Annotated in this window: 24 protein-coding genes; 21 read left to right on the top strand and 3 right to left on the bottom strand. The window is 69.8% G+C overall.

Translation table 11 applies throughout. The features are described from left to right. The first annotated feature begins 44 nt into the window (after nt 1–44). The 4 genes from ilvN (at nt 45) to NQ160_RS03620 (ending at nt 5,884) form a co-directional block, all read left to right on the top strand. Nucleotides 45–554, top strand: coding sequence for an acetolactate synthase small subunit (gene ilvN / locus NQ160_RS03605; RefSeq protein ID WP_257493238.1), 510 nt, complete (start codon nt 45–47; stop codon nt 552–554). Between the two features lie 36 nt (nt 555–590). Next, nucleotides 591–1,616, top strand: a complete 1,026-nt coding sequence (gene ilvC / locus NQ160_RS03610; RefSeq protein ID WP_257513875.1) for a ketol-acid reductoisomerase — start codon at nt 591–593, stop codon at nt 1,614–1,616. 154 nt (nt 1,617–1,770) lie between these two features. Then, nucleotides 1,771–4,500 carry a bifunctional acetaldehyde-CoA/alcohol dehydrogenase gene (gene adhE / locus NQ160_RS03615; RefSeq protein ID WP_257513876.1) on the top strand — a complete coding sequence of 910 codons (2,730 nt, stop codon included), beginning with the start codon at nt 1,771–1,773 and terminating at the stop codon, nt 4,498–4,500. A gap of 121 nt (nt 4,501–4,621) precedes the next feature. Further along, nucleotides 4,622–5,884 carry an alpha-L-fucosidase gene (locus tag NQ160_RS03620; protein ID WP_257513877.1) on the top strand — a complete coding sequence of 421 codons (1,263 nt, stop codon included), beginning with the start codon at nt 4,622–4,624 and terminating at the stop codon, nt 5,882–5,884. A gap of 10 nt (nt 5,885–5,894) precedes the next feature. Here NQ160_RS03620 and NQ160_RS03625 read toward each other — a convergent pair whose 3' ends face one another. After that, nucleotides 5,895–7,052 (bottom strand): ROK family transcriptional regulator, encoded by a 1,158-nt coding sequence (locus tag NQ160_RS03625; protein WP_257513878.1) that lies wholly within the window; start codon nt 7,050–7,052, stop codon nt 5,895–5,897. Nucleotides 7,053–7,230: 178 nt separating this feature from the next. Between NQ160_RS03625 and NQ160_RS03630 the strand changes: the two genes are divergently transcribed. Genes NQ160_RS03630 through NQ160_RS03660 form a run of 7 tightly spaced genes read left to right on the top strand, consistent with a single transcriptional unit; the run spans nt 7,231 to nt 14,954 of the window. Further along, nucleotides 7,231–8,493, top strand: a complete 1,263-nt coding sequence (locus tag NQ160_RS03630) for an ABC transporter substrate-binding protein (protein WP_257513879.1) — start codon at nt 7,231–7,233, stop codon at nt 8,491–8,493. Nucleotides 8,494–8,538: 45 nt separating this feature from the next. Continuing rightward, a complete protein-coding gene (locus NQ160_RS03635) occupies nt 8,539–9,444 on the top strand; it encodes a carbohydrate ABC transporter permease (protein WP_257513880.1) in 906 nt (301 codons plus the stop codon). Further along, nucleotides 9,434–10,357, top strand: coding sequence for a carbohydrate ABC transporter permease (locus NQ160_RS03640; RefSeq protein WP_257513881.1), 924 nt, complete (start codon nt 9,434–9,436; stop codon nt 10,355–10,357). The genes NQ160_RS03635 and NQ160_RS03640 overlap by 11 nt, the downstream gene beginning before the upstream one ends. Then, the gene (locus tag NQ160_RS03645; protein ID WP_257513882.1) at nt 10,354–11,316 is read left to right on the top strand and encodes an ROK family protein; all 963 of its coding nucleotides are present in this window, start codon (nt 10,354–10,356) and stop codon (nt 11,314–11,316) included. The genes NQ160_RS03640 and NQ160_RS03645 overlap by 4 nt, the downstream gene beginning before the upstream one ends. Further along, a complete protein-coding gene (locus NQ160_RS03650) occupies nt 11,300–12,877 on the top strand; it encodes a M81 family metallopeptidase (protein ID WP_257513883.1) in 1,578 nt (525 codons plus the stop codon). The genes NQ160_RS03645 and NQ160_RS03650 overlap by 17 nt, the downstream gene beginning before the upstream one ends. Next, entirely contained in the window at nt 12,874–14,217 is a 1,344-nt protein-coding gene (locus tag NQ160_RS03655; protein ID WP_257513884.1) for an alpha-L-fucosidase, read from the top strand. The genes NQ160_RS03650 and NQ160_RS03655 overlap by 4 nt, the downstream gene beginning before the upstream one ends. Then, nucleotides 14,214–14,954, top strand: coding sequence for a copper homeostasis protein CutC (locus NQ160_RS03660; protein ID WP_257513885.1), 741 nt, complete (start codon nt 14,214–14,216; stop codon nt 14,952–14,954). The genes NQ160_RS03655 and NQ160_RS03660 overlap by 4 nt, the downstream gene beginning before the upstream one ends. Nucleotides 14,955–15,007: 53 nt before the next feature. Here NQ160_RS03660 and NQ160_RS03665 read toward each other — a convergent pair whose 3' ends face one another. Then, the gene (locus NQ160_RS03665; protein WP_257513886.1) at nt 15,008–15,835 is read right to left on the bottom strand and encodes an amidohydrolase family protein; all 828 of its coding nucleotides are present in this window, start codon (nt 15,833–15,835) and stop codon (nt 15,008–15,010) included. A 66-nt stretch (nt 15,836–15,901) separates the two neighbouring features. On the opposite strand from NQ160_RS03665, the gene NQ160_RS03670 reads away from it, so the two are divergent. From NQ160_RS03670 to serA, 4 genes are all read left to right on the top strand, one after another. After that, nucleotides 15,902–16,582 (top strand): FadR/GntR family transcriptional regulator, encoded by a 681-nt coding sequence (locus NQ160_RS03670; RefSeq protein ID WP_257513887.1) that lies wholly within the window; start codon nt 15,902–15,904, stop codon nt 16,580–16,582. A gap of 47 nt (nt 16,583–16,629) precedes the next feature. Continuing rightward, nucleotides 16,630–17,118 carry a DNA polymerase III subunit gamma/tau gene (locus tag NQ160_RS03675; RefSeq protein ID WP_257513888.1) on the top strand — a complete coding sequence of 163 codons (489 nt, stop codon included), beginning with the start codon at nt 16,630–16,632 and terminating at the stop codon, nt 17,116–17,118. Further along, complete coding sequence (locus tag NQ160_RS03680) at nt 17,115–17,465, top strand: bacitracin resistance protein (protein WP_257513889.1); 351 nt, start codon at nt 17,115–17,117, stop codon at nt 17,463–17,465. The genes NQ160_RS03675 and NQ160_RS03680 overlap by 4 nt, the downstream gene beginning before the upstream one ends. A 136-nt stretch (nt 17,466–17,601) precedes the next feature. Then, entirely contained in the window at nt 17,602–19,206 is a 1,605-nt protein-coding gene (gene serA / locus NQ160_RS03685) for a phosphoglycerate dehydrogenase (RefSeq protein WP_257513890.1), read from the top strand. On the opposite strand, the gene NQ160_RS03690 is transcribed toward serA, so the two are convergent. Continuing rightward, complete coding sequence (locus NQ160_RS03690; protein ID WP_257513891.1) at nt 19,193–19,744, bottom strand: TetR/AcrR family transcriptional regulator; 552 nt, start codon at nt 19,742–19,744, stop codon at nt 19,193–19,195. The genes serA and NQ160_RS03690 overlap by 14 nt on opposite strands. A gap of 65 nt (nt 19,745–19,809) precedes the next feature. On the opposite strand from NQ160_RS03690, the gene NQ160_RS03695 reads away from it, so the two are divergent. The 6 genes from NQ160_RS03695 to gltX all read left to right on the top strand — a co-directional run. After that, nucleotides 19,810–21,366 carry an MFS transporter gene (locus NQ160_RS03695; RefSeq protein WP_257513892.1) on the top strand — a complete coding sequence of 519 codons (1,557 nt, stop codon included), beginning with the start codon at nt 19,810–19,812 and terminating at the stop codon, nt 21,364–21,366. A 30-nt stretch (nt 21,367–21,396) separates the two neighbouring features. Next, nucleotides 21,397–22,446 carry a 3-isopropylmalate dehydrogenase gene (locus tag NQ160_RS03700; RefSeq protein ID WP_257513893.1) on the top strand — a complete coding sequence of 350 codons (1,050 nt, stop codon included), beginning with the start codon at nt 21,397–21,399 and terminating at the stop codon, nt 22,444–22,446. 54 nt (nt 22,447–22,500) lie between these two features. Further along, nucleotides 22,501–23,601, top strand: coding sequence for a branched-chain amino acid aminotransferase (locus NQ160_RS03705; protein ID WP_257513894.1), 1,101 nt, complete (start codon nt 22,501–22,503; stop codon nt 23,599–23,601). Nucleotides 23,602–23,628: 27 nt separating this feature from the next. Further along, nucleotides 23,629–24,396 carry a fumarylacetoacetate hydrolase family protein gene (locus tag NQ160_RS03710; RefSeq protein WP_257513895.1) on the top strand — a complete coding sequence of 256 codons (768 nt, stop codon included), beginning with the start codon at nt 23,629–23,631 and terminating at the stop codon, nt 24,394–24,396. Next, nucleotides 24,389–25,621 (top strand): MFS transporter, encoded by a 1,233-nt coding sequence (locus NQ160_RS03715; protein WP_257513896.1) that lies wholly within the window; start codon nt 24,389–24,391, stop codon nt 25,619–25,621. Before NQ160_RS03710 ends, NQ160_RS03715 begins: the two co-directional genes overlap by 8 nt. An 81-nt stretch (nt 25,622–25,702) precedes the next feature. Next, nucleotides 25,703–26,712, top strand: a 1,010-nt coding sequence (gene gltX, locus NQ160_RS03720) for a glutamate--tRNA ligase (protein ID WP_257513897.1), incomplete at its 3' end; no start/stop codon positions are given.

Consider the following 26,712-nt stretch of genomic DNA (forward strand, 5'->3'; position numbering starts at 1 on the left):
GTACGCCCGCGAGCACGCGCCGACCTTCGACCAGGAGGCTTGAGATGAGCAAGCACGTCCTCAGCCTCCTCGTGGAGGACAAACCCGGTCTGCTCACCCGCGTGGCGGGCCTGTTCGCCCGGCGCGGCTTCAACATCGACTCCCTCGCCGTCGGCGTCACCGAGGTGCCTGGCCTGTCGCGCATCACGGTCGTGGTCGACGTCGACGAGCTGCCGCTGGAGCAGGTGACCAAGCAGCTGAACAAGCTCATCAACGTCATCAAGATCGTCGAACTCGACCCCGCGGCATCCGTGCAGCGCGAGCACATGCTCGTCAAGGTGCGCGCCGACAACCAGACGCGCTCCAACGTCATCGAGGTCGTCAACCTCTTCCGCGCCTCGGTGGTCGACTACGCCACCGACGCCGTCGTGGTCGAGGTGACCGGCGATCGTGGCAAGGTCGACGCGTTCCTGCGCGCCGTCGAGCCCTTCGGCATCAAGGAACTGGCCCAGTCCGGGATGGTCGCGATGGGCCGCGGCGGCAAGAGCATCACCGAGCGCGTCCTGCGCGGCTGACCACACCGAACCACCACTCAAGGAGAAACACACAACATGGCCGAGATCTTCTACGACTCCGACGCCGACCTGTCGCTCATCCAGGGCAAGAAGGTCGCGATCGTCGGCTACGGCTCACAGGGCCACGCCCACGCCCAGAACCTGCGTGACTCGGGTGTCGACGTCGTCATCGCCCTCAAGGAGGGCAGCAAGTCCATCGCGAAGGCGCAGGAGGACGGCTTCGAGGTGAAGTCCGTGGCGGACGCCGCGGAGTGGGCGGACCTCATCATGATCCTGGCTCCCGACCAGCACCAGCGCTCGATCTACAACGATGAGATCAAGCCGCACCTCAAGGCAGGCAAGACCCTCGCCTTCGCACACGGCTTCAACATCCGCTTCGGCTACATCCAGGCTCCCGAGGACGTGGACGTCATCCTCGTCGCACCGAAGGCACCGGGCCACACGGTGCGCCGCGAGTTCGTGGCCGGTCGTGGCATCCCCGACATCATCGCCGTCCAGAACGATGCGTCGGGCCAAGCGTGGGACGTTGCCCTGTCGTACGCGAAGGCCATCGGCGGCACGCGTGCCGGCGTCATCAAGACCACCTTCACCGAAGAGACCGAGACCGACCTGTTCGGTGAGCAGGCCGTGCTCTGCGGCGGCGTCTCGCAGCTCGTGCAGTACGGGTTCGAGACCCTGACCGAAGCGGGCTACCAGCCGCAGATCGCGTACTTCGAGGTGCTGCACGAGCTGAAGCTCATCGTCGACCTCATGTGGGAGGGCGGCATCGCCAAGCAGCGCTGGTCGGTGTCGGACACCGCCGAGTACGGCGACTACGTCTCGGGCCCCCGCGTGATCGACCCGCACGTCAAGGAGAACATGCAGGCGGTCCTCGCCGACATCCGCTCGGGCGCCTTCGCCGAGCGCTTCATCAACGACCAGGATGCCGGTGCCGTGGAGTTCGGCGAGCTGCGCGAGAAGGCCGCCGCACACGCCATCGAGGCGGTGGGCAAGGACCTGCGCGCCCTGTTCTCGTGGAAGCAGACCGACAGCGACTACGTCGAGGGCAGCGCCGCGCGCTGAGTCTCAGCCGACCCTGACCCGGTCGCCGCACCCCGAAAAACGGGGGAGCGGCGACCGGGTTTCTCTGTGCCCCTTCCTGTGGTCAGACCACAGGAGTAAGCTGGCATCAGAGCAAGGGTGCGGGCACAGCGTCCGCACCGGGTTGGAGAGAGAAATGTCCCCCGAGATCGATGCACTGGTGGCCCGCGCACAGGACGCGCTGACGGCGTACGCGCGGTACACGCAGGAGCAGATCGACCACATCGTGCGCAAGGCATCGGTCGCGGCGCTGAGCCGCCACGCGGACCTCGCGGTGATGGCCGTCGAAGAGACCGGCCGAGGCCTCTTCGAAGACAAAGCGGTGAAGAACATGTTCGCGTGCGAGCACGTCACCCACTCGATCATCAAGCAGCGCACCGTCGGGGTCATCTCGGTCGACGACATCACCGGGATCACCGAGATCGCCGAACCCGTGGGCGTCGTGTGCGGCATCACGCCGGTGACGAACCCGACCTCCACGACCATCTTCAAGTCGCTCATCGCTCTTAAGACCCGCAACCCCATCGTCTTCGCCTTCCACCCGTCGGCGCAGCGCTGCTCGGTCGCCGCCGCCACCGTCGTGCGCGACGCGGCGATCGCCGCCGGCGCGCCGGCCGACTGCATCCAGTGGATCGAGGCACCCTCGCTCGCGGCATCCGGTGAGCTGATGAACCACCCCGGGGTCGCCCTCATCCTCGCCACCGGCGGTAACGGCATGGTCCGCGCCGCCTACTCCTGCGGCAAGCCGGCGCTCGGCGTCGGCGCCGGCAACGTGCCCGCGTTCATCGAGCGCAGCGCCAAGGTCGGCCGGGCCGTCAACGACGTCGTGCTGTCGAAGTCCTTCGACAACGGCATGGTGTGCGCCAGCGAGCAGGCGGTCATCCTCGACGAGCCCATCGCCGAGGCGGCGCTGGCCGAGTTCGCGCGCCTGCATGCCCACGTCGTGAACGCCGACGAGAAGCGGATGCTGGAGGAGCTGATCTTCGGCGTGAGCGCGCAGGATGCCTCGTGCGCCGAAGCAAAGCTCAACGCCGCCGTCGTGGGGCAGCCCGCGGCGAAGATCGCGCAGATGGCCGGGTTCACCGTTCCCGAGGACACCTCGATCCTGCTCGCCGAGGTCAGCGGGGTCGGACCCCACGAGCCCTTGACCCGCGAGAAGCTGGCCCCCGTGCTGGCGGTGCTGCGCGCGGCCGACGCACAGGAGGGCATCGACCTGGCCGAGCAGATGGTGGCCTTCGACGGGCTCGGGCACTCCGGCGCCGTGCACAGCAGCGATCCTGCCGTCATCGCCGACTTCGCCGACCGGGTGAAGGCGGTGCGCATCATCGAGAACGCGCCGGCGGCCCTCGGCGGCATCGGCGACATCTACAACGCCTTCATGCCTTCGCTCACCCTCGGCTGCGGCTCGTACGGGCGCAACTCGGTCGCGGACAACGTCTCGGCGGTGCACCTGCTCAACATCAAGAGGGTGGGGCGTCGCAACAACAACCTGCAGTGGTTCAAGGTGCCGGCCAAGACGTACTTCGAGCCGAACGCGCTGCGGTACCTCATCGACATGAAGGGCATCGAACGGGTGACGATCGTCACGGACGCGACGATGACCAAGCTGGGCTTCGTGGACCGGGTGCTCGACGTGCTCGGCCGCCGTCCCCGCCGCGTCCACCTGCAGATCATCGACGATGTCCTTCCGGAGCCGACGGTCGCCAGCGTGCAGCACGGCGCCGCGAAGATGCGGGAGTTCCAGCCCGACACCATCATCGCCCTCGGCGGCGGCTCGCCGATGGATGCCGCGAAGGTCATGTGGCTGCTCTACGAGAACCCCGATGTGCACTTCTCCGACATGCGGGAGAAGTTCTTCGATGTGCGCAAGCGCGCGTTCCGCTTCCCCGAGCTCGGTGCGAAGGCGAAGCTCGTGTGCGTGCCGACGACCTCGGGGACGGGGTCTGAGATGACGCCCTTTGCGGTGATCACCGATGATGAGACCGGCATGAAGTACCCCTTGGCCGATTACGCGCTGACCCCTTCGGTCGCGATCGTGGATCCGCTGCTCACTGCAGCTCTGCCCGCGTTCCTCGTCGCAGATGCCGGCTTCGACGCGCTGACCCACGCAACCGAGGCCTATGTGTCCGTGTACGCGAACGACTTCACCGACGGGCTGGCGCTGCACGCGATCAAGCTCATCTTCGAGAACATCGTGCGCAGCTCGCAGGCAGAGCCGGGAAGCAAGAATGCGGCAGACGCGGAGGCGCGCGAGAAGATGCACAACGCCGCGTCGATCGCCGGCATGGCGTTCGGTAACGCCTTCCTCGGAATCGTCCACGCGATGGCCCACGTCACCGGCTCGAAGTTCCACCTGGTGCACGGGCGCACGAACGCGATCTACCTGCCTCACGTGATCCGCTACAACGGTCAGGTCCCGGCGAAGGTCACCGGGTGGCCGAAGTACGAGCGCTACGTCGCCCCCGAGCGGTACCAGCAGATCGCCGCCCACCTGGGCCTGCCGGCATCCACCCCGGACGAGGGTGTCGAGTCCTATGCCCGCGCCGTCGAGGAGCTGCGCGCAGCGGTGGGCATCGAGGACTCGTTCCAGGCGCAGGGAGTGCCGGAGGAATCCTTCATCGGGCGCCTCGAGGAGCTCGCGATGGCCGCCTACGGCGACCAGTGCGCACCGGCCAACCCGCGCATGCCGCTGCTGGCGGACATGCGCACGCTCATGGAGGCGGCCTACTACGGCACGTCCTACGCGGAGGTGCGGGCGCAGCGCGCGCAGACGGCCGTCGCTGCGGCGACCGTCGACACGCAGGCGGCTGCCGATGAGCCGGCCGCCGAAGACGCGACGCCCGGACGCAAGAAGGCCGCGCGCTGACGCGGATCCGCGCGGCGAAGGCCCGCCTCTCTTCGGAGGGGCGGGCCTTCCGCGTATGCAGTCACATAGACATCGGATGTCTGTGCGAGGATGGTGCGCAGGTTCGATCGGAGAGGTGACGATGAGGCAGCAGTGGTTCGACGAGGCCCGATTCGGCATGTTCGTGCACTTCGGGCTGTACAGCGCCGCAGCCCGGCACGAGTGGGTGCAGAACTACGAGCGTCTCACCGACGAGGACTACCGGCAGTACTTCGAGCACTTCGACCCCGACCGGTTCGACGCTGGTGCACTGGCGCGGCAGGCCAAGCGCGCCGGCATGGGGTACGTCGTGCTGACGACGAAGCACCACGAGGGTTTCGCCCTGTGGGACACCGCGCTGAGCGATTTCGACTCGGTGACCGCCTGCGGCCGCGACCTCGTGCGCGAGTACGTCGACGCGTTGCGGGCGGAAGGGCTGCGTGTCGGGTTCTACCACTCGGTGATCGACTGGCATCACCCCGATTTCACCGTCGATTGGAACCACCCCCGCCGGGGCGACGCCGATGTCGCCGCGCTCAACGCCGGCCGCGACATGGATCGCTACCGTGCGTTCCTCCACGGGCAGGTGCGGGAGCTCCTGACCGGGTACGGCCCGATCGACTACCTGTTCTTCGACTTCACCTACCCCCACGACCGTGACGGACTGGCGGGCAAGGGCCCGGAGGACTGGGACGCCGAAGGGCTGCTGGCCCTGTGCCGCTCGCTGCAGCCGCAGATGCTCGTCAACGACCGTCTCGGAATCCCGGCCGACTTCGTCACGCCGGAGCAGTACCAGCCCACGTCTCCGCTGATGCGCGACGGTCGGCCGCTCGTGTGGGAGGCGTGCCAGACGATGAACGGGGCGTGGGGGTACGACCGGGACAACGACGACCAGAAGCCGGTCGACCTGCTCGTGCGGATGCTGGTCGACTCGGTGTCGATGGACGGCAACATGCTGCTGAACATCGGCCCTGACGGGCGCGGGGCCATCGCGCCACGGGATTGCGCCGCGCTCGACGAGATCGGCGAGTGGATGCAGCTGCACCGCGACGCCGTCGTCGGCGCCGGTCACGCCCCGTTCGCGCCGCCGCGCGAGGGCGTGTACACGCAACGGGGCGACCGCCTCTACCTGCATCTGTTCACGTGGCCGCTGGGGTTCGTGCATCTGGCGGGTCTGGCGGGAAAGGTGACGTACGCCCGGTTCCTGCACGACGGGTCCTGGCTGCGCACCTCGGTGGCCGACCCCGACCAGGTCGCCGACCTCATGACGCCCGAGGGTGAGCCGGAGGGCACCCTGACCGTGCATCTCCCGGTCGCCCGCCCCGACGTCGTGCTCCCGGTCATCGAGCTCACGCTGGCGGACTGACCCGGTCGGATCAGGCGCTGCCTGCGGGGAGCTCGAGGTTGTCCAGGGCCCAGCGGGCGGCGCCGTAGAGGATCGCGTCGGCACCAGTGCGGGCGGCCTCGATGCGCAGCCGCTGAGTGGCCAGGGGGTGGCACGCCTCGTAGACGCGGCTGCGCACCGCGGCGATGAACGGCTCCGACGCGCTCATGCTGCCGGTGAGGAAGACGGCGTCGGGGTTGAAGAAGTTGACCACTCCAGACAAGGCCTGCCCGAGGTGGGTGCCCGCCGTCCGCACCAGGGTCGTCGCCTCGGGATCGGCGTCGCGGGCCAGCGCGAGCACGTCCGCCGTGGTGGCGACGTCGTCCCTGCCGCGCTCGCGCATCTGCCGCACGAGGCTCGCACCGCTGGCCACCGTCTCGAGGCAGCCCGTGTTGCCGCATGAGCAGGGCAGGTCGCCGCTGGCGTCGATGCGCGTGTGGGTGATGTCTCCGGCGGCCGACGTGGCGCCACGGTGCACGGCGCCGTCGATGATCACGCCGCTGCCGATCGCGGTGCCGGCCTTGACCGTGATGCTGTGCCCGACGGATCCGAACTGTTCCCGATGCTCTCCGAGCGCGGCGAGGTTGGCATCGTTGTCGACCGCGACGGTCACCCCGTAGCGGGCGTTCAGATGGTCGCCGACCCGGAAGCCGGGCCACCCCGGCATGCGGGACGGCTGGTGCACGGTGCCTGCTGACACATCGACGGGACCAGGCAGGCTCATGCCGATCGCGCGCACCGACGTGTCGCGCGACAGCTCGTCGAACACTGCGGCGACCGCGTCGAGAGTGGGCTCCGGTCCGTCGGCGAGCGTCACCGGAATGGCGCGGGTGGCCAACAGCGCCCCGCTGAGACGGTGCATGCCGATGCGGGCGTGCTGGCCGCCGAGATCAGCCGTGAGCACGACGCCGGCGTCATCGGGGATGTCCAGCAGGCGGGGTCGCCGTCCGCCGCGCGAGGTCCCCTCGCCGCGCTCGCAGAGCATGCCGGCATCCAAGAGCGCCTGCACGCGCAGGCCGATCGTCGACGGGGCGAGGCCGAGAAGCGCGGCGAGCTCGGACCGGGAGCGCGCCTCGCCGCGGGACACCAGGTCGAGGATGCGCCGGCCGAGGAGGTCGTCGGAGGCGGAGCTGTGGCTGCTGTGGGGCATGGTCGGCTTTCGGCTCGCGTGTTACGGGCAGGTGACGAAACATCACCGGTCGATAAACATCGGATGTTCGTCTTGCGGCTTCGAGGGAAATCTGAAATGTTGACTTTGAACAGAACAGTACAAGGTTGATTCGAATATCGAAACAACGTTGTTCGACACGAATTGCCAGGAGGCATGGATGAACAGAATGCGCATGGGCGGGGTGGCTGCGGCCACCGGTGTGGCCCTGGTGCTGACGGGATGTGCGGGCGGATCCGACGCCGGTGGATCCGACGGCGACAAGCCCACCATCGTCGTGGACATGTGGGCCGGCAGCGAGTCGGACACCGAGGCGCTGGAGGCGCAGGTGGCCATCGCCCAGGAGCAGAACCCCGACGTGAAGATCAAGCTGCAGACCGCTCCGTGGGGCGACTTCTTCACGAAGCTCACGACCAACATGGCCAGCGGCAACATGGCCTGCATCACGGGCATGAGCGGCGCGCAGCTGGGTGGGTACACCGCAGGCTTCCGCGCCCTCTCCGACGAGGACCTCGCCACCGCGGGTCTCGACCTTGCGGACTTCAACCCGGGCGCCGACGGCATCATGAGCTTCGAAGGCGAGCTCTACGGCATGCCGTTCGATGTCGCCACGATGCTCGTCTACTACAACCAGGACCTCCTCTCGGCTTCCGGTGCTGCGACGCCGGAGATCGGCTGGACGTTCGACGACTTCGAGCAGATCGCCACCTCCGCCACCGCCGACGGCAAGTACGGCTTCGGCATGGGCATGGGCGGGTACCAGTGGATGTCGCTTCCGATCGCGAAGTCGGGCACGCAGCCGGCATCCGAGGACGGCGCGCTGCGCATCGACGCCCCGGAGTTCGTCGAGGCCGCATCGTGGTTCGCGGGCCTGGTCACCGACCTGGGCGTCGCAGCCCCGGTGGCTTCGGCGTCCGACACGGGCTGGGGTGAGACGCAGTACACCGGTGGCAACGCCGCCATGGCGGTCGACGGCACCTGGAACGCGGTCGGCTACCTGGAGAACGAGTCCGGCTTCGCGGCCGGCATGGCGCCGCTGCCGACGGGAGAGAACGGCAACGCCGGTCCGATCCTGGGTTCCGGGTACGGCATCTCCGCGACATGCGAGCACCCCGAAGAGGCGCTGAAGGTGCTGGGGTCGCTGCTGAGCAAGGACGCGCAGGACTACATCGCATCGTCCGGCCGCTCGTACCCGGCGCGCATCGAGTCGCAGCCGCTGTACTTCGAGTCGATCGACGAGAAGTACCGCGACCACGTCAAGAGCGTCTTCGAGTCGGCGTTCGCCTCGACCGTGCCGATGTACATGACGCAGAACTGGGCGAAGCTCGAGAGCTACATCCAGCCCAACCTCGTCAGCGTCTACAGCGGTCAGACGACGATGGCCGACATGCTCGAAAGCGCCCAGGCGCAGTTCGGCAACTGACCCGGTTCTCTGCGAACCCTTCTTCCTGAGCAAGAGAGCAGTGCAATGACGACCACGACGAAACGTCGCGGGTCGCTCGCCAGGGTCGAGACCCGCCAGGCGCTGGGCTTTGCAAGCCCAGCCCTGGTGGGCCTCGCCCTGTTCACGATCGTGCCTGTCGGGCTGTCGATCGTGATGAGCGTCTTCGACTGGCCGACCTTCGGTGAGCGCACCTTCACAGGCGCCGACAACTACGCGACTCTGTTCACCGCGAGCCCCGACTTCTGGCCGGCGCTTCGGAACTCCGCCGTCTACACGCTGCTGTACGTGCCGCTGAGCGTCGCGCTCTCGCTCGTGCTGGCGATCGGCCTGGGCCCTCGCATCCGCGGCCGCGGCGCACTGCGGGTGCTGTTCTTCATTCCGGTCGTCGTGCCGATGGTGGCGAACGTCCTGGTGTGGAAGATGATGCTGCAGCCGCAAGGCCTGTTCAACGGCATCGCCCAGGGCTGGTTCGGGGTCGGTCTGCCCAACTTCCTCGCCGATCCCTTCTGGGCGATGATGATGGTCGTCGCGATGAGCGTGTGGCAAGGGCTCGGCTACAACATGCTGATCTTCTCGGCCGCCCTCGAGCAGCTGCCCGACAGCGTGCTGGAAGCCGCGAGCATCGACGGCGCGAGGGGGTTCCGGCTCGTGTGGAGCGTCATGATCCCGATGATCTCGCCTGCCATATTCTTCGCCACGATCATGACGATGATCACCTCACTGCAGGTCTTCGCGCAGCCGCAGCTGCTCACCGGTGGCGGGCCGGGCAACGCCACGAAGCCCCTCGTGATGTTCATCTGGGAGCAAGGGTTCACGTTCGGCGATCTCGGGCTCGCCGCAGCGGCGGCCTGGATCCTCTTCGCCATCATCATCGCCATCACCGGCATGCAGTTCGCCGCTCAGCGGAAGTGGGTGCACTATGAGCACTGAAACCGAGACCCGCACTCTGCTCCTGGGAACCGACGATGAGTTCGTCCGCGAGGAGACCGGCCGCCGGGGGGCGATCGCCCGCACGCGCGGCGAACGTGCGCGGCTGGTCATCGCCCACGTCTTCGTCTATCTGGCCGCCGCGGTGTTCGTCTCGCCGCTGGTGTACGCCTTCTTCTCGGCGCTCAAGCCCAACATCGAGATCTTCTCGATGCCGCCGACCCTCATCGGCTCGCAGATCAAGTGGGGCAACTTCGCCGAGGTCTTCGCCTACGGACCGTTCTGGACCTACATCGGCAACTCGCTGTTCGTCGCCGTCGCCGGCACGCTGGTCGTGCTGATCGTGTCGACGACCGCCGGCTACGCCTTCGGCCGTCTGCGGTGGAAGGGTCGGGATGCCGTCTTCCTGCTGTTCCTGGCCACCCTCATGGTGCCGGCAGAGGTGCTCGTGATCCCGATGTTCCAGGTCATGCAGTGGTTCGGGTGGGTCAACACCTACCAGGCGCTCATCCTGCCCTTCGCCTTCACCGCGTTCGGCACGTTCCTGATGCGCCAGTTCTTCCGCGGCATCCCCTTCGAACTCGAAGAGGCGGCCCGTGTGGATGGTGCCGGGCCCGTGCGCACCTTCCTGCAGATCATCCTGCCGCTGTCGAAATCCGCCGTGGCGGTGCTGTCGGTGTTCACGTTCTTGTCCTTCTGGAACAGCTACCTGTGGCCGCTGATCGTCACGGTGGACTACGCCTCGCTCGGCACGCTGCCGGTGGGACTGGCCAGCTTCTCGGGCCTCACCGGCACCCGCTGGGACCTGCAGATGGCGGCGGCGATCATCTCGATGATCCCGACGACTCTGCTGGTGATCGTCCTGCAGAAGCATCTCGTCAAGGGCATCGCCATGGCCGGGCTGGGCGGCCGATGAGCGCGGCGAACGGTCGCGTCGTCGCGGGCATCGACATCGGCGGCACGAAGACCGCCGCCGTGCTCATCGCCGCAGACGGGACGGTGATCGCCCGGGCGACGCGGGGCACGCCGGCGCGCGAGGGCGGGGCGGCCATGAGCGAGGCCGCCGCCTGCATGGTGGAGGAGATGTACGGGTCTTCCGGTGTGCGCGCCGACGCGGTCGGCGTCGGGGCCGCGGGGGTGGTCGACCCCGACACGGGCACGATCCGCGCGGCATCCGACACGTTCACCGACTGGGCGGGCTTTCCCCTGGGCGAGCGCCTGTCCGCCCGGCTGTCACTGCCGGTGAAGGTGGAGAACGACGTGAACGCGTTCCTCCTCGGCGAGCGGGCCTGGGGCGCCGCGCGCGGGTCGGATGTGCTGGGAGTCATGCTGGGCACCGGCGTCGGCGGCGCGCTGGTGCTGGGCGGGCGGCTGCGCCACGGTCCGCACGGGGCCGCCGGTGAGATCGGGCACACGCCCGGCTACGGCGATCTGCCGTGCACATGCGGACTCACCGGACACCTGGAGACGATCGCCTCTGGCACCTCCATCGCGCGGCGCTACGGGGCCGCGACCGGCAGCCCCGTGGAATCGGCGCGTGTCGTCGCCCAGCGGGCGCGCGCGGGCGACCCCGACGCACTGGCGGTCTTCGGTGACGCCGGGAGAGCCGTCGCGCTGGCCTGTGTGTCCGCGGCCACACTCGTCGATCTGCCCCTCGCGGTGGTCGGCGGCGGCGTCGTCGGCGCCTGGGACCTGCTGGAGCCGGCGGTCCAGAGCACGCTCGCCACCGACCCGCCCGTCTCGGGAGTGCCGCTGCGCATCGTGCCCGGGGCGCTGCGCTCGGATGCCGTGGTGCTCGGCGCTGCGGCGCTCGTCGCCTCACCCTTTTCATCCCCGTCGACCGAAAGCGAGACCAACCGTGACATCGCGTCCTGACCCCGACCGCGTATGGAAGGGTGCCCTCGATCCGGTGCACCGCGACGGCCTCGAGCGCCCGCGCATCGGCATCGGCGGCATCTCCATCGAATCGAGCACCTTCTCGCCGCACGTCTCGGGCGATGAAGCCTTCACGATCCGCAGCGGCGCCGAGCTGCTGGCCTACTATCCGTTCCTCGCCGAGGGAGAGCACCTGCGCGACGCGGCGGAGTGGGTGCCTCTGACGCACGGCCGTTCGCTTCCCGGTGGCGCGGTCGCGCCGCAGACCTATGCACGCATGAAGCGCGCGATCGTCGACGGCATCCGCGCCCAGGGACCGTTCGACGCGTTCTTCTTCGACATCCACGGTGCGATGAGCGTGGTCGGCATGGACGACGCCGAGGGTGACCTCGCGCTCGCCGTGCGGGAGGCACTCGGTCCCGACACGCTGGTGTCGACGTCGATGGACCTGCACGGCAACGTCTCGGATGCGCTGTTCGACTCCGTCGACCTGCTGACCTGCTACCGCATGGCACCCCACGAGGACTGGATGAACACCAAGCAGCGCGCGGTGCACAACCTGCTCGCGCGTCTGCGGGGGCCGCGCGGCGCCGATCCCGACGCCCGCCGGCCGCTGAAGGCGTGGGTGCGGGTTCCGGTGCTCCTGCCGGGGGAGAAGACGAGCACCCGCATCGATCCGGCCCGGTCGGTGTACGCGCTCGTCCCCGAGGTCGAGGAGCTCGACGGCGTGCTCGACGCCGCCGTCTGGGTGGGCTACGCGTGGGCGGACGAGCCCCGGTGCCACGCGACGGTGATCGTGACCGGCGACGACGGTGCGGTGATCGCCCGCGAGGCCGAGCGCATCGCACGGCGCTATTGGGACGTGCGCGCAGACTTCGCCTTCGTCGGCCCCACGGCAAGCCTCGACGAGGCGCTGGACGAAGCCCTGGCAGACCGCGCCCCGCGCCCGTACGTCATCTCGGACTCCGGCGACAACCCGACCGCCGGCGGCGCCGGCGACGTCTCGTGGACCCTCGGCCGTCTGCTCGAGCGGCCCGACCTCCGAGATCCCGCACAGACGGTGCTCGTGGCATCGGTCTTCGATCCCGCCGCCGTGGCCGCCGCGGCATCTGCCGGCGTCGGAGCGACGGTGACGCTTTCGGTGGGCGGTCGGGTGGATGCCGGCCCCCGCGGGCCCGTTGAGATCACCGGGGAGGTCTTCTCGGTGACGCCCGGCGACCCGGTTGCGGGCACCCAGGTCGTGGTGCGCTCCGGAGCCGTCCACGCCATCGTGACCGAGCGACGCAAGCCCTTCCACCACCTCGACGATTTCCGCATGCTGGGGCTCGATCCGCAGTCCGCCGACATCGTGATCGTGAAGATCGGCTACCTGGAGCCGGAGCTGTATGACCTGGCCGCCGGATGGACGATCGCGCTGACGCCCGGCGGGGTCGATCAGGACCTGCTGCGCCTCGGCCATGCCCGGCTGCGCCCGGGGGTCTACCCCTTCGACATCAGTGAGGGCGAGCCGCACCTGGCGGCCCTCGTCACCCGCCGACAGGGCGAGGAGGCCCGCGCATGAACTTCGAGACCCGCACCGGCCCCGACTTCGGGGACGCCGCCCCGCAGTATCCCGACGCCACGGTGCCCGAGTGGTACCGCGACGCCAAGCTCGGCTTCTTCGTGCACTGGGGGCTCTACTCGGTGCCCGCGTGGGCGCCTGCCCACCCGCCCGGGGGTGTTCCCGTCGAGGACGCCTACGGGCACCACCAGTACGCCGAGTGGTACGCCAACACGGTGCGCATCGCAGGCAGCCCCACGTGGCGGCGCCACCAGCAGATCTACGGCACCGGCACGAGCTACGAGGACCTTGCCGACCGGTGGGACGCCGGCGGATTCGACGCGGATGCGTTCGTCGGCGAGCTGGTCGGCGCGGGCGCGAAGTACGTGGTCCCCACCACCAAGCACCACGACGGGTTCTGTCTCTGGGACACCGCGACGACGGGGTTCAGCGCCGCGCGTCGCGGCCCGCGCCGCGACCTGATCGCCGAGTTCCACGACGCCACCCGTCGCGCCGGCGCGCGATTCGGGGTGTACTACTCCGGTGCATTGGACTGGCATGTGAGCGATTTCCCGCCCATCGAGAGCGACACCGATCTGTTCCGGTTCCGCCGGCACGACGAGTGGTTCTCGCGCTACTCGGCGGCGCAGCTCGACGAACTCGTCGAGCGCTTCTCGCCCGACGTGCTGTGGAACGACATCGAGTGGCCCGACGGCGGAAAGGGCGCGGCGGACCACGGGCTGGCGGCGCTTCTGGGCCGCTACTTCGACAAGGTGCCGGACGGGGTCATCAACGACCGCTGGGGTGTGCCGCGCCACGGCTATCTCACCCGGGAGTACACCCACGTCGGCGAGGTGCTCGACACCCCCTGGGAATCCACCCGGGGCCTCGGGTACTCGTTCGGCTACAACCAGGCAGAGGATGCCGGGCACTCGCTGTCGGGCCACGCGCTCATCCGGCTGCTCGCCGACGTGGTGTCCAAGAACGGCAACCTGCTGATCAACGTCGGCCCTCGGGCCGACGGCTCGATTCCCGACCTGCAGCTGCAGGCCATGCGCGAGCTCGGCACGTGGCTGCGTCGCGACGGCGGCGCCGTCTACGGCACGCGGCCGTGGATCCGCGCCTTCGAGGAGACGGGCGCGCCCCGTGCCTACACCACCTCTCCCGGCGCGGTGCATGTGATCGCACTGGACCCGTCCGCGGGCAGCATCGACCTGCCTGCCGAGCTGTCGTCCGGCCACGCGCGGTGGGCCGACGGCACCGAGGTGGCCGTGGACCAGCGTGCCGACGGGCGGGTGGATGCCATCGTGCCCGACGCCCTGCGCGGCGAGGCCGCCGTCGCCCTCACGGTGACCTCGTGACCGCCGCTTTCGAGACCGCTGCGGTCGAGATCGCCGTGCAGAGCGCTGCCGGCGCCCGCAGCGCGATTGCCGCCGGCGCGGATCGGCTGGAGCTCTGCCAGGCCCTCGAGGTCGGCGGGCTCACGCCGTCGCTCGCCCTGGTGGAGGCGGTGTGCGACGCGGTCGGCGGTGAGCGGGTGAACGTCCTGGTACGGCCCCGCGGCGGAGGGTTCGTGTACGACGCCGACGAGATCGCCGTGGTGGCTGCCGATGTGCGCGCGATCGTCGCCTGCGGTGCGGGCGGCGTCGTGGTGGGGGCCCTGGACGAGGCGGGACTCGTCGACCGCGCGGCGCTGCAGCGTTGGCGTGCGGCGGCGGGCGACGCGACGGTGACGTTTCACCGCGCGATCGATGCCAGTGCGCACCCGGACGAGGTGCTCGATGCGCTGCTGGCCGAAGGGGTCGACCGGGTGCTCACCTCGGGTGGCGCGCTGCGCAGCATCGACGGTGTCGAGCGGCTCGCGGCCTACGTGACTCGCGTCGGTGGCGCCTTGGAGGTCATGGCGGGCGGGGGAGTGCCCCCTGCCGACATTCCCGCGATCCTGGCATCCGGTGTCGACGCCGTGCATCTGTCTGCCCGCGCTCGCGCGGGCCTGGGCGCATCGGCGGGTCCCGGAGGCGGCACGGCCGGTCACGACGTCACCGACGCGACGGTCGTTGCCGCCGCCGTCGCTGCGGCACGCGCGCCGCGGGGCTGATCCGCCCGCGGCAGACGGGCTGTGGGGCCCGCGCCTACGTCCGGCGTGCCCACTCAGGCCAGGCGGTAGATCCGCTCGGTGTTGGCCCAGAGGATGTCGTCGACGTGGCCGGGGGCGGCGTCTTGTGCCCACTCTGTGACGAATCGCTCCCACCGCGCGTAGGGCCACGAGACGGGCCAGTCGCCTCCGAAGAGCAGTCGCTCGGGGCCGAACGCGGCCAGCGCGGCATCGAGGAACGGGGTGAGCTGGGCCGCCGTCCAGTCGGTCGAGCACTCCGCGGGCAGCCCGGAGAGCTTGCAGGCGGTGCCCGGCCGGTCCGCCAGCCGCTGCAGGTCGGCCCTCCACCTTGCGGTCGGCGGGGCCGAGACGTCGGGCTTGCCGAGGTGGTCCAGCACGACGGTCAGCTCGGGAACGGCCTCCGCGAGCGCGGCGACGTCGGTCAGCTGCGGGTGCCGGACGCAGGCGTCGAAAGCGAGGCCCGCCTCGGCGACCGCGCCCGCAGACACCACGAACTCCGGCGAGGTCGCCAGCCCTCCGGGCTCGTCCTGCAGCAGACGGCGCACGCCGACGACGAGCCGGCGCCCCCGCAGTGCGCTCAGCCCTTCCCGCGAGGCTTCGTGGTCCTCCATCGGCAGATGGGCGACGATGCCGCGCACCCCCGCATCCGCCGCGAGACCCGACACCCAATCGACCTCGGCCAGACTGTCCGCCGGGGCGCACTCGGCCTGCACGAACACTGCCGATCGGCGGGCGGGGGGAGCTTCGAGGAGAGCCGCCCGACGCTCTTCCACACTGAAACGTCCGAGGAGCCGGCCCTCGAGCCACCCATAGCGCAGAACCGCCGGATCCCAAAGGTGCAGGTGGCTGTCGAGAACGCGCATCCCGCCAGTATCCCGGATCGGCGGCGGACATGGGATGTCTAGGGCTGCGCCCGTACGATGGGTGTCATGGCCGTGACAGACGAGGCGATCGAGAAGATCAAGGCGATGATCGTTTCGGGGGAGCTCGCTCCGGGTGACCGTCTCCCTCCCGAAAAGGAGCTGTCGGAGCGCCTCGGCCTCTCTCGCAATTCGATGCGCGAGGCGGTGAAGGCGCTCGAGGTGATCCGCGTGCTCGACGTGCGCCGCGGCGACGGCACGTATGTCACGAGCCTGGATCCGAGCCTGCTGCTGGAGGCGACCTCCTTCGTCATGGACATGCACGACGACGCGTCGCTGCTGGAGATCTTCCAGGTTCGGCGCGTGCTCGAAGCGCACGCCACAGGCGCCGCAGCCCAGCGTGCCGACGAGGCCGACATCGCCCGGCTCGAGGCCGAGCTGCTCACCGTCGACGCCGACACCGACATCGAGACGCTGGTCGAGCACGACCTGCGCTTCCACGGCGCCATCGTCGCGCTGGGCGGCAACCACTATCTTGCGAGTCTCGTCGAGAGTCTCACCAGCCAGACCGTGCGCGCCCGGGTATGGCGTGGGCTCACCGAGGCGGGGGCGGTGGAGCGCACCCTGCGCGAACATGCCGCCATCGCCGAGGCGATCGCCACACACGACGTGGAACTGGCCTCGTCCCTGGCCACCGCGCACGTCGCCGGCGTCGAGCAGTGGCTGCGTCGCGCCCGACGTCGAGCGTGAAGGTGCGGCATCCTTCGATGGGCCCGGTCACGGGCTACCCTGGGGGCATGGCCCGACCCGACGACGACGCGCTCGCGTGGGAGGGGGACGACGATCCCACCCTCGCCGTGAATCCGGCCGCAGCGGCCTCCCTGCCCGAGGGCTACCGCGCCGTCGGTCGCGGAAGCGAGAGGCTCGAAGGGTCTGGCGGTGCGGATGTCGCGAGCGACGAGCCCCTCGTCGATGGTGCTGCTCCGGCACCCGGCATGAGCAACGCCGCCCTCGTGGGCGTCGGGGTGTTCGCGGGCGTGTACCTGCTGCTGTCGCTCGGCTGGCTGCTCGGCGCGGGGCGACTGCAGCTGATCGCCCAGCTGTTCCTCGACCCCGTCGCCTTCCAGGTGACGATGTGGATGGCGGTGCTGGCTCCGCCGATCTGGTTCGCCACGGTGTTCCTGCTCACGCGGTCGTCGCGCACCTGGGTGCGCCTGTCCCTGCTCGCCGCGGGAGCGGTGCTGCTGGTGCCGTGGCCCTTCGTCCTCGCCGGGGTGACGCTGTGACCGCCGCCGCGGCCGCCGGCCCCCGGCGCACGGCGCTGCCGAGATGGCTGATCGCGGTGGTCGCCGGTGCCTTCCTGCTGCTCTACGCGTTCGTGTTCTGGACGGCTCTGGGGTTCCTTCTCCAGCAGGCCGGGGGAGTGGAGGGTCTCACCGGCTACGGCTGGTTCGTGCTGCTCCTGCCGGTGATCTTCCCGCCTGCCGTCTTCGCGATCGCCTTCGCGATCGGCTGGCGCCGCCGCGCGCTGCCGTTCGTGGCCGTCATGCTGACCGGGCTGGCGTTCGTGGCGGCGTTCTGGCTCGACGTGCTCGCATACGCCGCGGCAGCGCCCTCGCTCTACGGCGCCTGAGTCCTGCCGCGTCACACTGTCAGGACCGCCGATGCGCTCGCGATAGGCTGAACGCGCCCCGTCCACGTGCTGTGGCGGGCTTCCCCTCAGTCGCGGTGCACGCGATCGCGTGCGCTGCCGCCCCGAAGGATCCAGCGTGCCTCAGCCCGTCGTGCTCATCGCCGAAGAACTCTCTCCCGCCACGATCGACGCCCTCGGGCCCGACTTCGATGTGCGATACGTCGACGGCGCCGACCGCGCAGCCCTGCTCCCCGCCCTCGCCGACGCGCACGCCGTGCTCATCCGCTCGGCGACCAAGATGGATGCCGAGGCCATCGCCGCCGCCCCGTCGCTGCAGGTGATCGCCCGTGCGGGAGTAGGTCTCGACAACGTCGACATCAAGGCGGCGACAACCGCCGGGGTGATGGTCGTCAACGCCCCGACGTCGAACATCATCTCCGCAGCCGAGCTCACCATCGGCCACATCCTGAGCCTGGCGCGCCGCATCCCCGCCGCACACGCCTCGCTCGCAGCCGGCCAGTGGAAGCGCAGCGCGTACACCGGTGTCGAGCTGTTCGAGAAGACCGTGGGCATCATCGGGCTCGGCCGCATCGGCGCGCTCATCGCGGCGCGGCTGCAGGCGTTCGGCATGAACGTCGTCGCCTATGACCCGTACGTCACGAGCGCCCGTGCACAGCACCTCGGGGTGCAGCTGCTGTCGCTGGACGACCTGCTGCAGCAGTCCGACTTCATCAGCATCCACATGCCGAAGACCGCCGAGACGAGCGGCATGATCTCAACCGAGCAGTTCCGCCTCATGAAGCCCACCGCCTACATCGTGAACGTGGCACGCGGCGGACTCATCGACGAAGAGGCACTGTACACAGCCCTGACGACCGGCGAGATCGCCGGCGCGGGCCTCGACGTCTTCACCTCGGAGCCGCCCGCAGAGGGCGGGACCGCGCGCCGCCTGCTGGACCTGCCGAACGTTGTCGTCACGCCGCACCTGGGCGCATCGACCGACGAGGCACAGGAGAAGGCCGGTGTCTCGGTCGCGAAGTCCGTGCGCCTCGCCCTCGGCGGTGAGCTGGTGCCCGACGCGGTCAACGTCGCCGGCGGCGTCATCGATCCGTACGTCCGCCCTGGCATCCCGCTGGTCGAGAAGCTGGGTCAGATCTTCAGCGCCCTGGCCCACTCTCCGTTGACGAGCCTCGACGTCGAGGTGCACGGCGAACTCAGCCAGTACGACGTCAGCGTGCTGAAGCTCGCGGCGCTCAAGGGAGTGTTCACCAACATCGTGAGCGAGAGCGTGTCGTACGTGAACGCGCCGCTGCTGGCTGAGCAGCGTGGCGTCGAGGCCCGTCTGATCGTCGACGACCAGTCCGACGAGTACCGCAACGTCATCACGCTGCGCGGCGCGCTTTCGGACGGCTCGCAGCTGTCGGTCTCCGGCACTCTCACCGGCACGAAGCAGATCGAGAAGCTGGTAGGCATCAACGACTACGCGGTGGAGCTGCCCATCGAGCGTCACCACGTCGTCATGCTCTACACCGATCGTCCCGGCATCGTCGCGGTGTACGGCCAGAAGTTCGGCGAGGCCGGCATCAACATCGCCGGCATGCAGATCGCCCGGCGTACGGCCGGCGGCCAGGCGCTGTCGGTGCTGACGGTCGATTCGCCGGTGGCCGACGAGGTGCTCGACGCCGTCGGCTCGGCGATCCACGCCGATCTGTTCCGTCAGATCGAGATCACCGAGTCCTGAGCGTCGCCTCTTCGACCAGCGCGATGAGCGCGTCCATCGCGGCGCCGCGGGGCAACGGACCCGGCACGGAGCCGCCGGCGAGGGCGTTGTTGAAGTAGAGCCCGTCGCTGACGAGCATCACGAGGTCCAGCGCCGTCTCGTCGCGCACGTGCGGACGCAGCACCGTCGCCCAGTCGTCGCGGATGGTGCGCAGCGCGTCGCCCGCGGTCGCATTGCCGCCCTGGGCCAGCCGCGATGCCGCGAGCAGGGCGCGGTCGAGAGGATCGTTGTCCATGGCCGACGAGCGCAGGAAGTACGCCACCGGCCCGTCGGGGGCGGCCGCCATGGCGGCGACGTCGGCGTCGACGAGCGCGCGCAGCCGCTCGAGAAGCGCCGTCTCCAGCGCCTCCTTGGTGCCGAAGTGATAGAGCAGCCCGCCTTTGGAGACCCCGGCGGCCTGGGCGGTCGCCTCGATCGTGGCGGGACGCTCACCCTCATCGATCAGAATCGCCTCGAAAGCGTCGAGCACCTTCTCGCGGGCAAGCGGGGGACGACTCATGCGCAAGATCGTATCGACGGCGGGTTGGTCATCCTGTTACTATACCGGCTGGACGGTAAACAATCATGATGACGCTGACAGAAGAGATCCGCCTCGCCGACAGCCAGGGCAGACGCGTCGGCTGGCGCGGCTGGGCGGCGCTGGTCGTGCTGATGCTGCCGGTGCTGCTCGTCTCCGTGGACAACACGGTGCTGAGCTTCGCGCTGCCCGACATCGCCCGCGACCTCGCGCCGACGAGCGCCGAGCAGCTCTGGATCATCGACGCCTATCCGCTGGTCCTCGCCGGCCTCTTGGTGACGATGGGAACCCTCGGCGACCGCTTCGGGCGCCGACGGATGCTGCTGATCGGCGCCACCGGATTCGCCGCGGTGTCGGTCGCCGCCGCCTTCGCCCCGACGGCCGTGCTGCTGATCGCCGCACGCGCCGGCATGGGAGTGTTCGGCGCCATGCTCATGCCGTCGACGCTCTCGCTGCTGCGCAGCATCTTCACCGATCGCAACCAGCGGCGCTTCGCGATCGCCGTGTGGGCGTCGATGTTCTCCGCCGGCGCGGCGCTCGGCCCCATCGTGGGCGGCCTGCTGCTCGAGTACTTCCCGTGGGGTTCGGTCTTCCTCATGTCGGTGCCGGTGCTCGTTCCGCTGCTCGTGCTCGCCCCGCTGCTCGTGCCGGAGAGTCGCGACCCCCGGCCCGGGCGCATCGACCCGCTCAGCATCCTGCTGTCGCTGGCGACCATGGTGCCCATCGTCTACGCGATCAAGGAGTTCGCCGTGCACGGCCCGGGTGGGCTGCCGCTCGTGCTGCTGATCGCGGGCGTCACCTTCGGCGCGCTGTTCGTGCGCCGCCAGCTTCGGTCATCGTCGCCGATGCTCGACATGCGGCTGTTCTCGCGTGGCACGTTCAGCGGCGCGCTGCTGGTCAACCTGCTGAGCGTGGTGGCCCTCGTCGGCTTCCTCTTCTTCATCTCGCAGCATCTGCAGCTCATCGTGGGGCTGTCTCCGATGGATGCCGGGCTCGCCCTGGTGCCCGGCATGGCCGCCATGATCGCCGCCGGGCTGCTGATCGTGCCGATCGCCAAGCGGGCGGACCCCCGCATCGTGGTGAGTGTCGCGCTGCTGTTCTCGGTGGCGGGCTACGTCACCGTCGCCCTCACCGCCGACCCCGACGCGCTGCTGCCGCTCATCCTCGCGTTCGTCCTGCTCGGCATCGGCATCGGGGCGGCCGAGACGGTCTCGAACGACCTCATCCTCGCCAGCGTCCCGCCGGCGAAGGCGGGCGCCGCGAGCGCGGTGTCCGAGACGGCGTACGAGCTCGGAGCGGTGCTGGGCACCGCCGTGCTCGGCGGCATCCTCACCGCAATGTACCGAAGCGGGATCGTGGTCCCCGAGAGGCTCCCGGCCGCCGCGGCCGACGCCGCGCGCGAGACCCTCGCCGGCGCCATGACCGCTGCGCGCGGGCTGGATCCCGCGGTGGCCGAGGCCCTACACTCCAGCGCCGCCCACGCGTTCGACGCGGGGGTCGGTGTCACCGCCCTCATCGGCGCCGGGCTCGTCGTCGTCGCAGCGGTCATCGCGGCCACTACCCTGGGATCATCCCGCGCCGCGCCCGAACACGTCGCCGACTGAGCTGGGGCGCGGCCCACATCAAGGAGTGTCATGTCGCGCGTCGTCAAGCTCGCCGTCATCCCCGGTGACGGCATCGGGCCGGAGGTCATCGCCGAGGCCGAGAAGGTGCTCGCGGCAGCGACGGCAGGCTCCGAGGCGACGTTCGAATCGACCCGCTTCTCGCTCGGGGCCGGTCGGTACCTCGAGACCGGCGACACCCTCACCGACGACGACCTCGCCGCTGTCGCGGGGCACGACGCGATCCTTCTGGGCGCCGTCGGGGGAGTGCCCGGCGACCCGCGGCTGAAGGACGCCAACATCGAGCGCGGTCTGCTGCTGAAGCTGCGCTTCGCGCTGGACCACTACGTGAACCTGCGCCCCTCCAAGCTCTATCCCGGGGCCGCCGGCCCACTGGCACACCCCGGCGACATCGACTTCGTGGTCGTGCGCGAGGGGACCGAAGGACCGTACGTGGGCAACGGCGGGTCGATCCGCACCGGAACCCCGCACGAAGTGGCCAACGAGACGAGCGTCAACACCGCCTACGGGGTGGAACGGGTCGTCCGCTACGCCTTCGACCTGGCTGAGCGTCGGCGCAAGAAGCTCACCCTCGTGCACAAGACCAACGTGCTGGTGCACGCCGGCGGCATGTGGAAGCGCATCGTCGATGCCGTCGCCGCGGACCACCCCGATGTCGCCGTAGACTATCTGCACGTCGACGCGGCGACGATCTTCCTGGTCACGAACCCGGATCGCTTCGACGTGATCGTCACCGACAACCTCTTCGGTGACATCCTCACCGACTTGGCCGGCGCCGTCACCGGCGGCATCGGCTTGGCGGCTTCGGGGAACATCAACCCCGACGGCGCCTTCCCCTCGATGTTCGAGCCCGTGCACGGCTCGGCGCCGGACATCGCAGGACAGCAGAAGGCCGATCCCACGGCCGCGATCCTCTCCGTCGCCCTCCTGCTCGATCACCTCGGGCTCACGGACGAAGCGCAGCGCGTCACCCGCGCGGCCGAGGACGACATCGCGGCACGGGACGGCAGCGCCCGCACCACGGCGCAGATCGGCGACGCGATCGCCGCCCGTCTCGCCTGACTGCGGGCGTACGCTGACATCGGCGCCGCAGGCGCCCCACGCGACAGGACTGACATGACCCTTCTCGACCCCGACGCCGGACTCGCGCCCCTCGAGTTCGCGCACACCCGCAACCTCGCGGCCAAGACGCCCGCCCAGCGCGAGGAGATCCTGCGGGATCCCGCGTTCGGCACCGTGTTCACCGACCACATGGTCGACATCTGCTGGTCGGTCCGGGGCGGCTGGCACCGTCCGCGCGTGCAGCCCTACGGGCCCATCTCGCTGGACCCCGCCGCGGCCGTGCTGCACTACGGCCAGGAGGTCTTCGAGGGCATCAAGGCCTACCGTCACGCCGATGGGTCGATCCACACGTTCCGCCCCGAGCAGAACGCCCTGCGGCTGCAGCGCAGCGCACGGCGTCTGGCCCTGCCGGAACTGCCCGTCGAGTACTTCCTTCAGTCGCTGCGCGAACTGATCGCGGTCGACGGCGACTGGGTGCCCACCGGCGAGGACCAGAGCCTGTACCTGCGGCCGTTCATGTTCGCCAAGGAGGCGTTCCTGGGCGTCCGCCCCGCCAACAAGGTGGCGTACTACCTCATCGCCAGCCCCGTGGCCGCCTACTTCAAGGGCGGCGCGAAGCCGGTGTCCATCTGGCTGAGCGAGGACTACGCCCGCGCCGGCAAGGGCGGCACCGGAGCGGCCAAGACCGGCGGCAACTCCGCCGCCAGCCTGCTGCCGCAGGCGCAGGCGCACGAAGAGGGCTGCGACCAGGTCGTCTTCCTCGACGCGGACCGAAACGTCGAGGAGCTCGGCGGCATGAACATCGTGTTCGTCTACAAGGACGGCACGATCGTGACGCCCCAGTCGCCGTCGATCCTCGAGGGCATCACCCGCGACTCCCTGCTGCAGCTGGCGGCCGACCGCGGTCACACGGTGGAGGGGCGGCACGTTTCGATCGACGAGTGGCGCCAGGGCGTGGCATCCGGTGACATCGTCGAGGTGTTCGCGTGCGGCACCGCCGCCGTGGTGGCGCCGATCGGGTGGCTGAAGGGCGCCGACTTCATCGACGAGCAGCCCGTGGGCGAGCTCGCGCTGTCGCTGCGTCAGGAGCTGACCGACATCCAGTACGGCCGGGCCGAGGACCGCCACGGCTGGCTGGTGCGCCTGGATGCCTGACGAGCGCCCGCTCGATAGGGTGATGCGGTGAGAATCGCGCGCTTCAGTCATCAGGACGTCATCTCGTTCGGCATCGTCGACGACACCGATCTCGTCGTCCTAGCCGGCGATCCGCTGTTCGCCGGCTTCGAGACGACCGGTCAGCGGGTGCCCCTCGGAGAGGTCACGCTCCTTGCCCCGGTCATCCCGCGGTCCAAGATCGTCTGCGTCGGAAAGAACTACCGGGACCACGCCGCCGAGATGGGCGGCGAGGCGCCTGCTGCGCCGCTGCTGTTCTTCAAGCCGAACACTTCCGTCATCGGCCCCGGCGACACGATCGTGCGCCCCACGCAGTCCCAGCAGACAGACTACGAGGGCGAGCTGGCGGCCGTGATCGGGCGGGTGGCGAAAAACGTCCCCGCAGAGAAGGCGCTCGACTACGTCTTCGGATACACGATCGCCAACGACGTCACCGCGCGCGACCTGCAGCGCTCCGACGGCCAGTGGGCACGGGCCAAGGGCTTCGACACCTTCTGCCCGCTGGGTCCCGCGATCGAGACCGACTTCGACCCGGCGGGCGACGCCCGGGTGGTCACGCGGGTGAACGGCGAGGTGCGCCAGGACGGCGCCATCGCCGACATGGTCCACTCCGTGGCCGACGTCATCGCCTACGCCTCGGCGGCCTTCACGCTGCTGCCAGGAGACGTCATCCTCACCGGAACACCGGCGGGGGTCGGACCGTTCACGGCGGGGGACACCGTCGAGGTCGAGATCACCGGACTGGGGACGTTGCGCAACACCGTGCGCGATGCCTGACAGCACCGCTGTCACGACGCCGGCCGCTGTCGCCGGCCTGCAACGCCGCACCGTCACCGTCCTCGCGGCCGGGCAGGTGCTCGGCGGCATCGCGTTCGGGGCGACGGTGTCGCTCGGAGCCCTGCTGGCAGCCGAGCTGTCCGGCGATGACTCCCTCTCCGGGCTCGCGACAGCCTCGGTGACCCTGGGCGCCGCGCTCTGCGCGATCCCGCTCGCGCGGCTCGCGGGCCGGCGTGGGCGTCGCGTCGCGCTGACGCTCGGCAACCTGCTCGCCCTCATCGGCATCGCCACCGTCATCACCGCTGCCGCAGTCCGATCCTTCCCGCTGCTGCTGGCCGGGGTCGTGCTGATCGGCGCCGGCAACGCCGGCAACCTGCAGTCCCGCTTCGCCGCGACCGACCTCGCGGCATCCGGTCGCCGCGGGCGCGACCTCGGCACCGTCGTGTGGGCGACGACCGTCGGGGGTGTCATCGGGCCGCTCATGCTGACGCCGGGCGAGGTGGTCGGGCAGGCGCTCGGGATGCCGCCGCTCACCGGCTCGTACGCGTTCTCGCTCGTCGCGCAGGTCGCGGCGTGCATTCTGTATCTGACGGCGCTGCGCCCGGACCCGCTGCTGACGGCGCAACGACTCGCCCGGAGCGGCGATGCCGCCCGGGAGCACATCGTCGAGACCGACCGGCCGCTCGCCGCCCGATACGCGATCTTCGCCGTCGCCGGCTCGCACGTCGTCATGGCCTCGGTCATGGCGATGACGCCCGTGCACCTCGCCCACCTCGATCCCGCGCATGTCACCACGATCGTCGGCGTCACGATCGCCCTGCACGTGTTCGGCATGTATGGGCTGTCGCCGGTCTTCGGCATCCTGGCCGACCGCTGGGGGCGGATCCCGACGATCCTCCTCGGGCAGGGCATTCTCGCGGCCTCGCTCGTGACGGCTGCCGTCGCCCCGCAGTCTCAGGTCGCGATCCTCGTGGCGCTGTTCCTGCTGGGGCTCGGCTGGAGCGCGGCGACCGTCAGCGGGGCGGCGCTGCTGACCGAGAGCACGCTCACCGCGATGCGACCGCGCCGGCAGGGACGCAGCGACACCATCATGACGTTCTCCGCCGCCGTCGGCGCCGTGCTCGCCGGCATCGTGCTGGGCTGGATCGGCTATGGCGGGCTCGCGCTCGTCGCGCTGGTGATCGTCACGGCGGTCACCGTGCTGTCGCCCTACGCGCGGCGCTGACCCCGGATGCCGGGCGGACCTCTGTCGGAACGGCTCGGCAGCCGCCCGTTCGGGAGGGCCGCGCGAACTAGACTGGGCGGGATGTCATCTGCACCGCACCCCCTGACCACGACCGCCTCCGGCTCCGACGTCCGCGTCCGCTTCTGCCCCTCGCCGACGGGTCTTCCGCACGTCGGCATGGTGCGCACCGCCCTCTACAACTGGGGCTACGCGCGTCACACCGGCGGCAAGATGATCTTCCGCGTGGAAGACACCGACGCCGCCCGCGACAGCGAGGAGAGCTACCGCCAGCTCGTCGACGCGCTGACCTGGCTCGAGATCGACTGGGACGAGGGTGTGGAGAAGGGCGGTCCGCACGCTCCGTACCGGCAGTCCCAGCGCGGCGACATCTACGCCGGCGTGCTGCAGCAGCTCATCGATGCGGGAGCCGTCTACGAGTCGTACTCCACCGCGGAGGAGATCGACGCCCGCAACGAGGCCAACGGCCGCGCCAAGCAGCTCGGCTACGACAACTTCGACCGCCACCTCACAGACGAGCAGAAGGCAGCCTTCCGCGCCGAGGGCCGCGAGCCCGCGTGGCGTCTGCGGGTGCCCGACGAGGACGTCACCTACGTGGACCTCATCCGCGGCGAGGTGACCTTCCCCGCCGGGTCGTTCCCCGACTTCGTCGTCGTGCGGGCGGGTGGGCAGCCGCTGTACACGTTCACCAACCCGGTCGACGACGCCCTCATGGGCATCACCCACGTCATCCGCGGTGAGGATCTCATGCCGTCCACCGCCCGTCAGCTGGCGCTGTACGCCGCGCTGATCGATGCCGGCGTCACCACCTTCGTGCCCCGGTTCGGCCACATGCCGCTCGTCCTCGGCGAGGTGGGCAACAAGAAGCTCTCCAAGCGCGACCCGAAGGCCGACCTCTTCCTGCAGCGGGAGAAGGGCTTCATCCATGAGGGCCTGCTCAACTACCTCGCCCTGCTCGGATGGTCGCTGTCGCACGACCGCGACGTGTTCTCCCTCGAGGAGTTCATCGCCGCCTTCGACATCGTCGACGTCAACCCCAACCCGGCCCGGTTCGACCAGAAGAAGGCCGAGTC

It is taken from the genome of Microbacterium sp. zg.Y909 (assembly GCF_024626565.1).

Coding starts and splice junctions, on each gene's coding strand:
- NQ160_RS03630 (WP_257513879.1), top strand. CDS start 7,231: ATGAACAGAATGCGCATGGGCGGGGTGGCTGCGGCCACCGGTGTGGCC.
- NQ160_RS03665 (WP_257513886.1), bottom strand. CDS start 15,835: ATGCGCGTTCTCGACAGCCACCTGCACCTTTGGGATCCGGCGGTTCTG.
- NQ160_RS03640 (WP_257513881.1), top strand. CDS start 9,434: ATGAGCACTGAAACCGAGACCCGCACTCTGCTCCTGGGAACCGACGAT.
- ilvN (WP_257493238.1), top strand. CDS start 45: ATGAGCAAGCACGTCCTCAGCCTCCTCGTGGAGGACAAACCCGGTCTG.
- NQ160_RS03690 (WP_257513891.1), bottom strand. CDS start 19,744: ATGAGTCGTCCCCCGCTTGCCCGCGAGAAGGTGCTCGACGCTTTCGAG.
- NQ160_RS03625 (WP_257513878.1), bottom strand. CDS start 7,052: ATGCCCCACAGCAGCCACAGCTCCGCCTCCGACGACCTCCTCGGCCGG.
- NQ160_RS03700 (WP_257513893.1), top strand. CDS start 21,397: ATGTCGCGCGTCGTCAAGCTCGCCGTCATCCCCGGTGACGGCATCGGG.
- NQ160_RS03675 (WP_257513888.1), top strand. CDS start 16,630: ATGGCCCGACCCGACGACGACGCGCTCGCGTGGGAGGGGGACGACGAT.
- NQ160_RS03635 (WP_257513880.1), top strand. CDS start 8,539: ATGACGACCACGACGAAACGTCGCGGGTCGCTCGCCAGGGTCGAGACC.
- NQ160_RS03695 (WP_257513892.1), top strand. CDS start 19,810: ATGATGACGCTGACAGAAGAGATCCGCCTCGCCGACAGCCAGGGCAGA.
- ilvC (WP_257513875.1), top strand. CDS start 591: ATGGCCGAGATCTTCTACGACTCCGACGCCGACCTGTCGCTCATCCAG.
- NQ160_RS03670 (WP_257513887.1), top strand. CDS start 15,902: ATGGCCGTGACAGACGAGGCGATCGAGAAGATCAAGGCGATGATCGTT.
- NQ160_RS03655 (WP_257513884.1), top strand. CDS start 12,874: ATGAACTTCGAGACCCGCACCGGCCCCGACTTCGGGGACGCCGCCCCG.
- NQ160_RS03645 (WP_257513882.1), top strand. CDS start 10,354: ATGAGCGCGGCGAACGGTCGCGTCGTCGCGGGCATCGACATCGGCGGC.
- adhE (WP_257513876.1), top strand. CDS start 1,771: ATGTCCCCCGAGATCGATGCACTGGTGGCCCGCGCACAGGACGCGCTG.
- NQ160_RS03715 (WP_257513896.1), top strand. CDS start 24,389: ATGCCTGACAGCACCGCTGTCACGACGCCGGCCGCTGTCGCCGGCCTG.
- NQ160_RS03705 (WP_257513894.1), top strand. CDS start 22,501: ATGACCCTTCTCGACCCCGACGCCGGACTCGCGCCCCTCGAGTTCGCG.
- NQ160_RS03620 (WP_257513877.1), top strand. CDS start 4,622: ATGAGGCAGCAGTGGTTCGACGAGGCCCGATTCGGCATGTTCGTGCAC.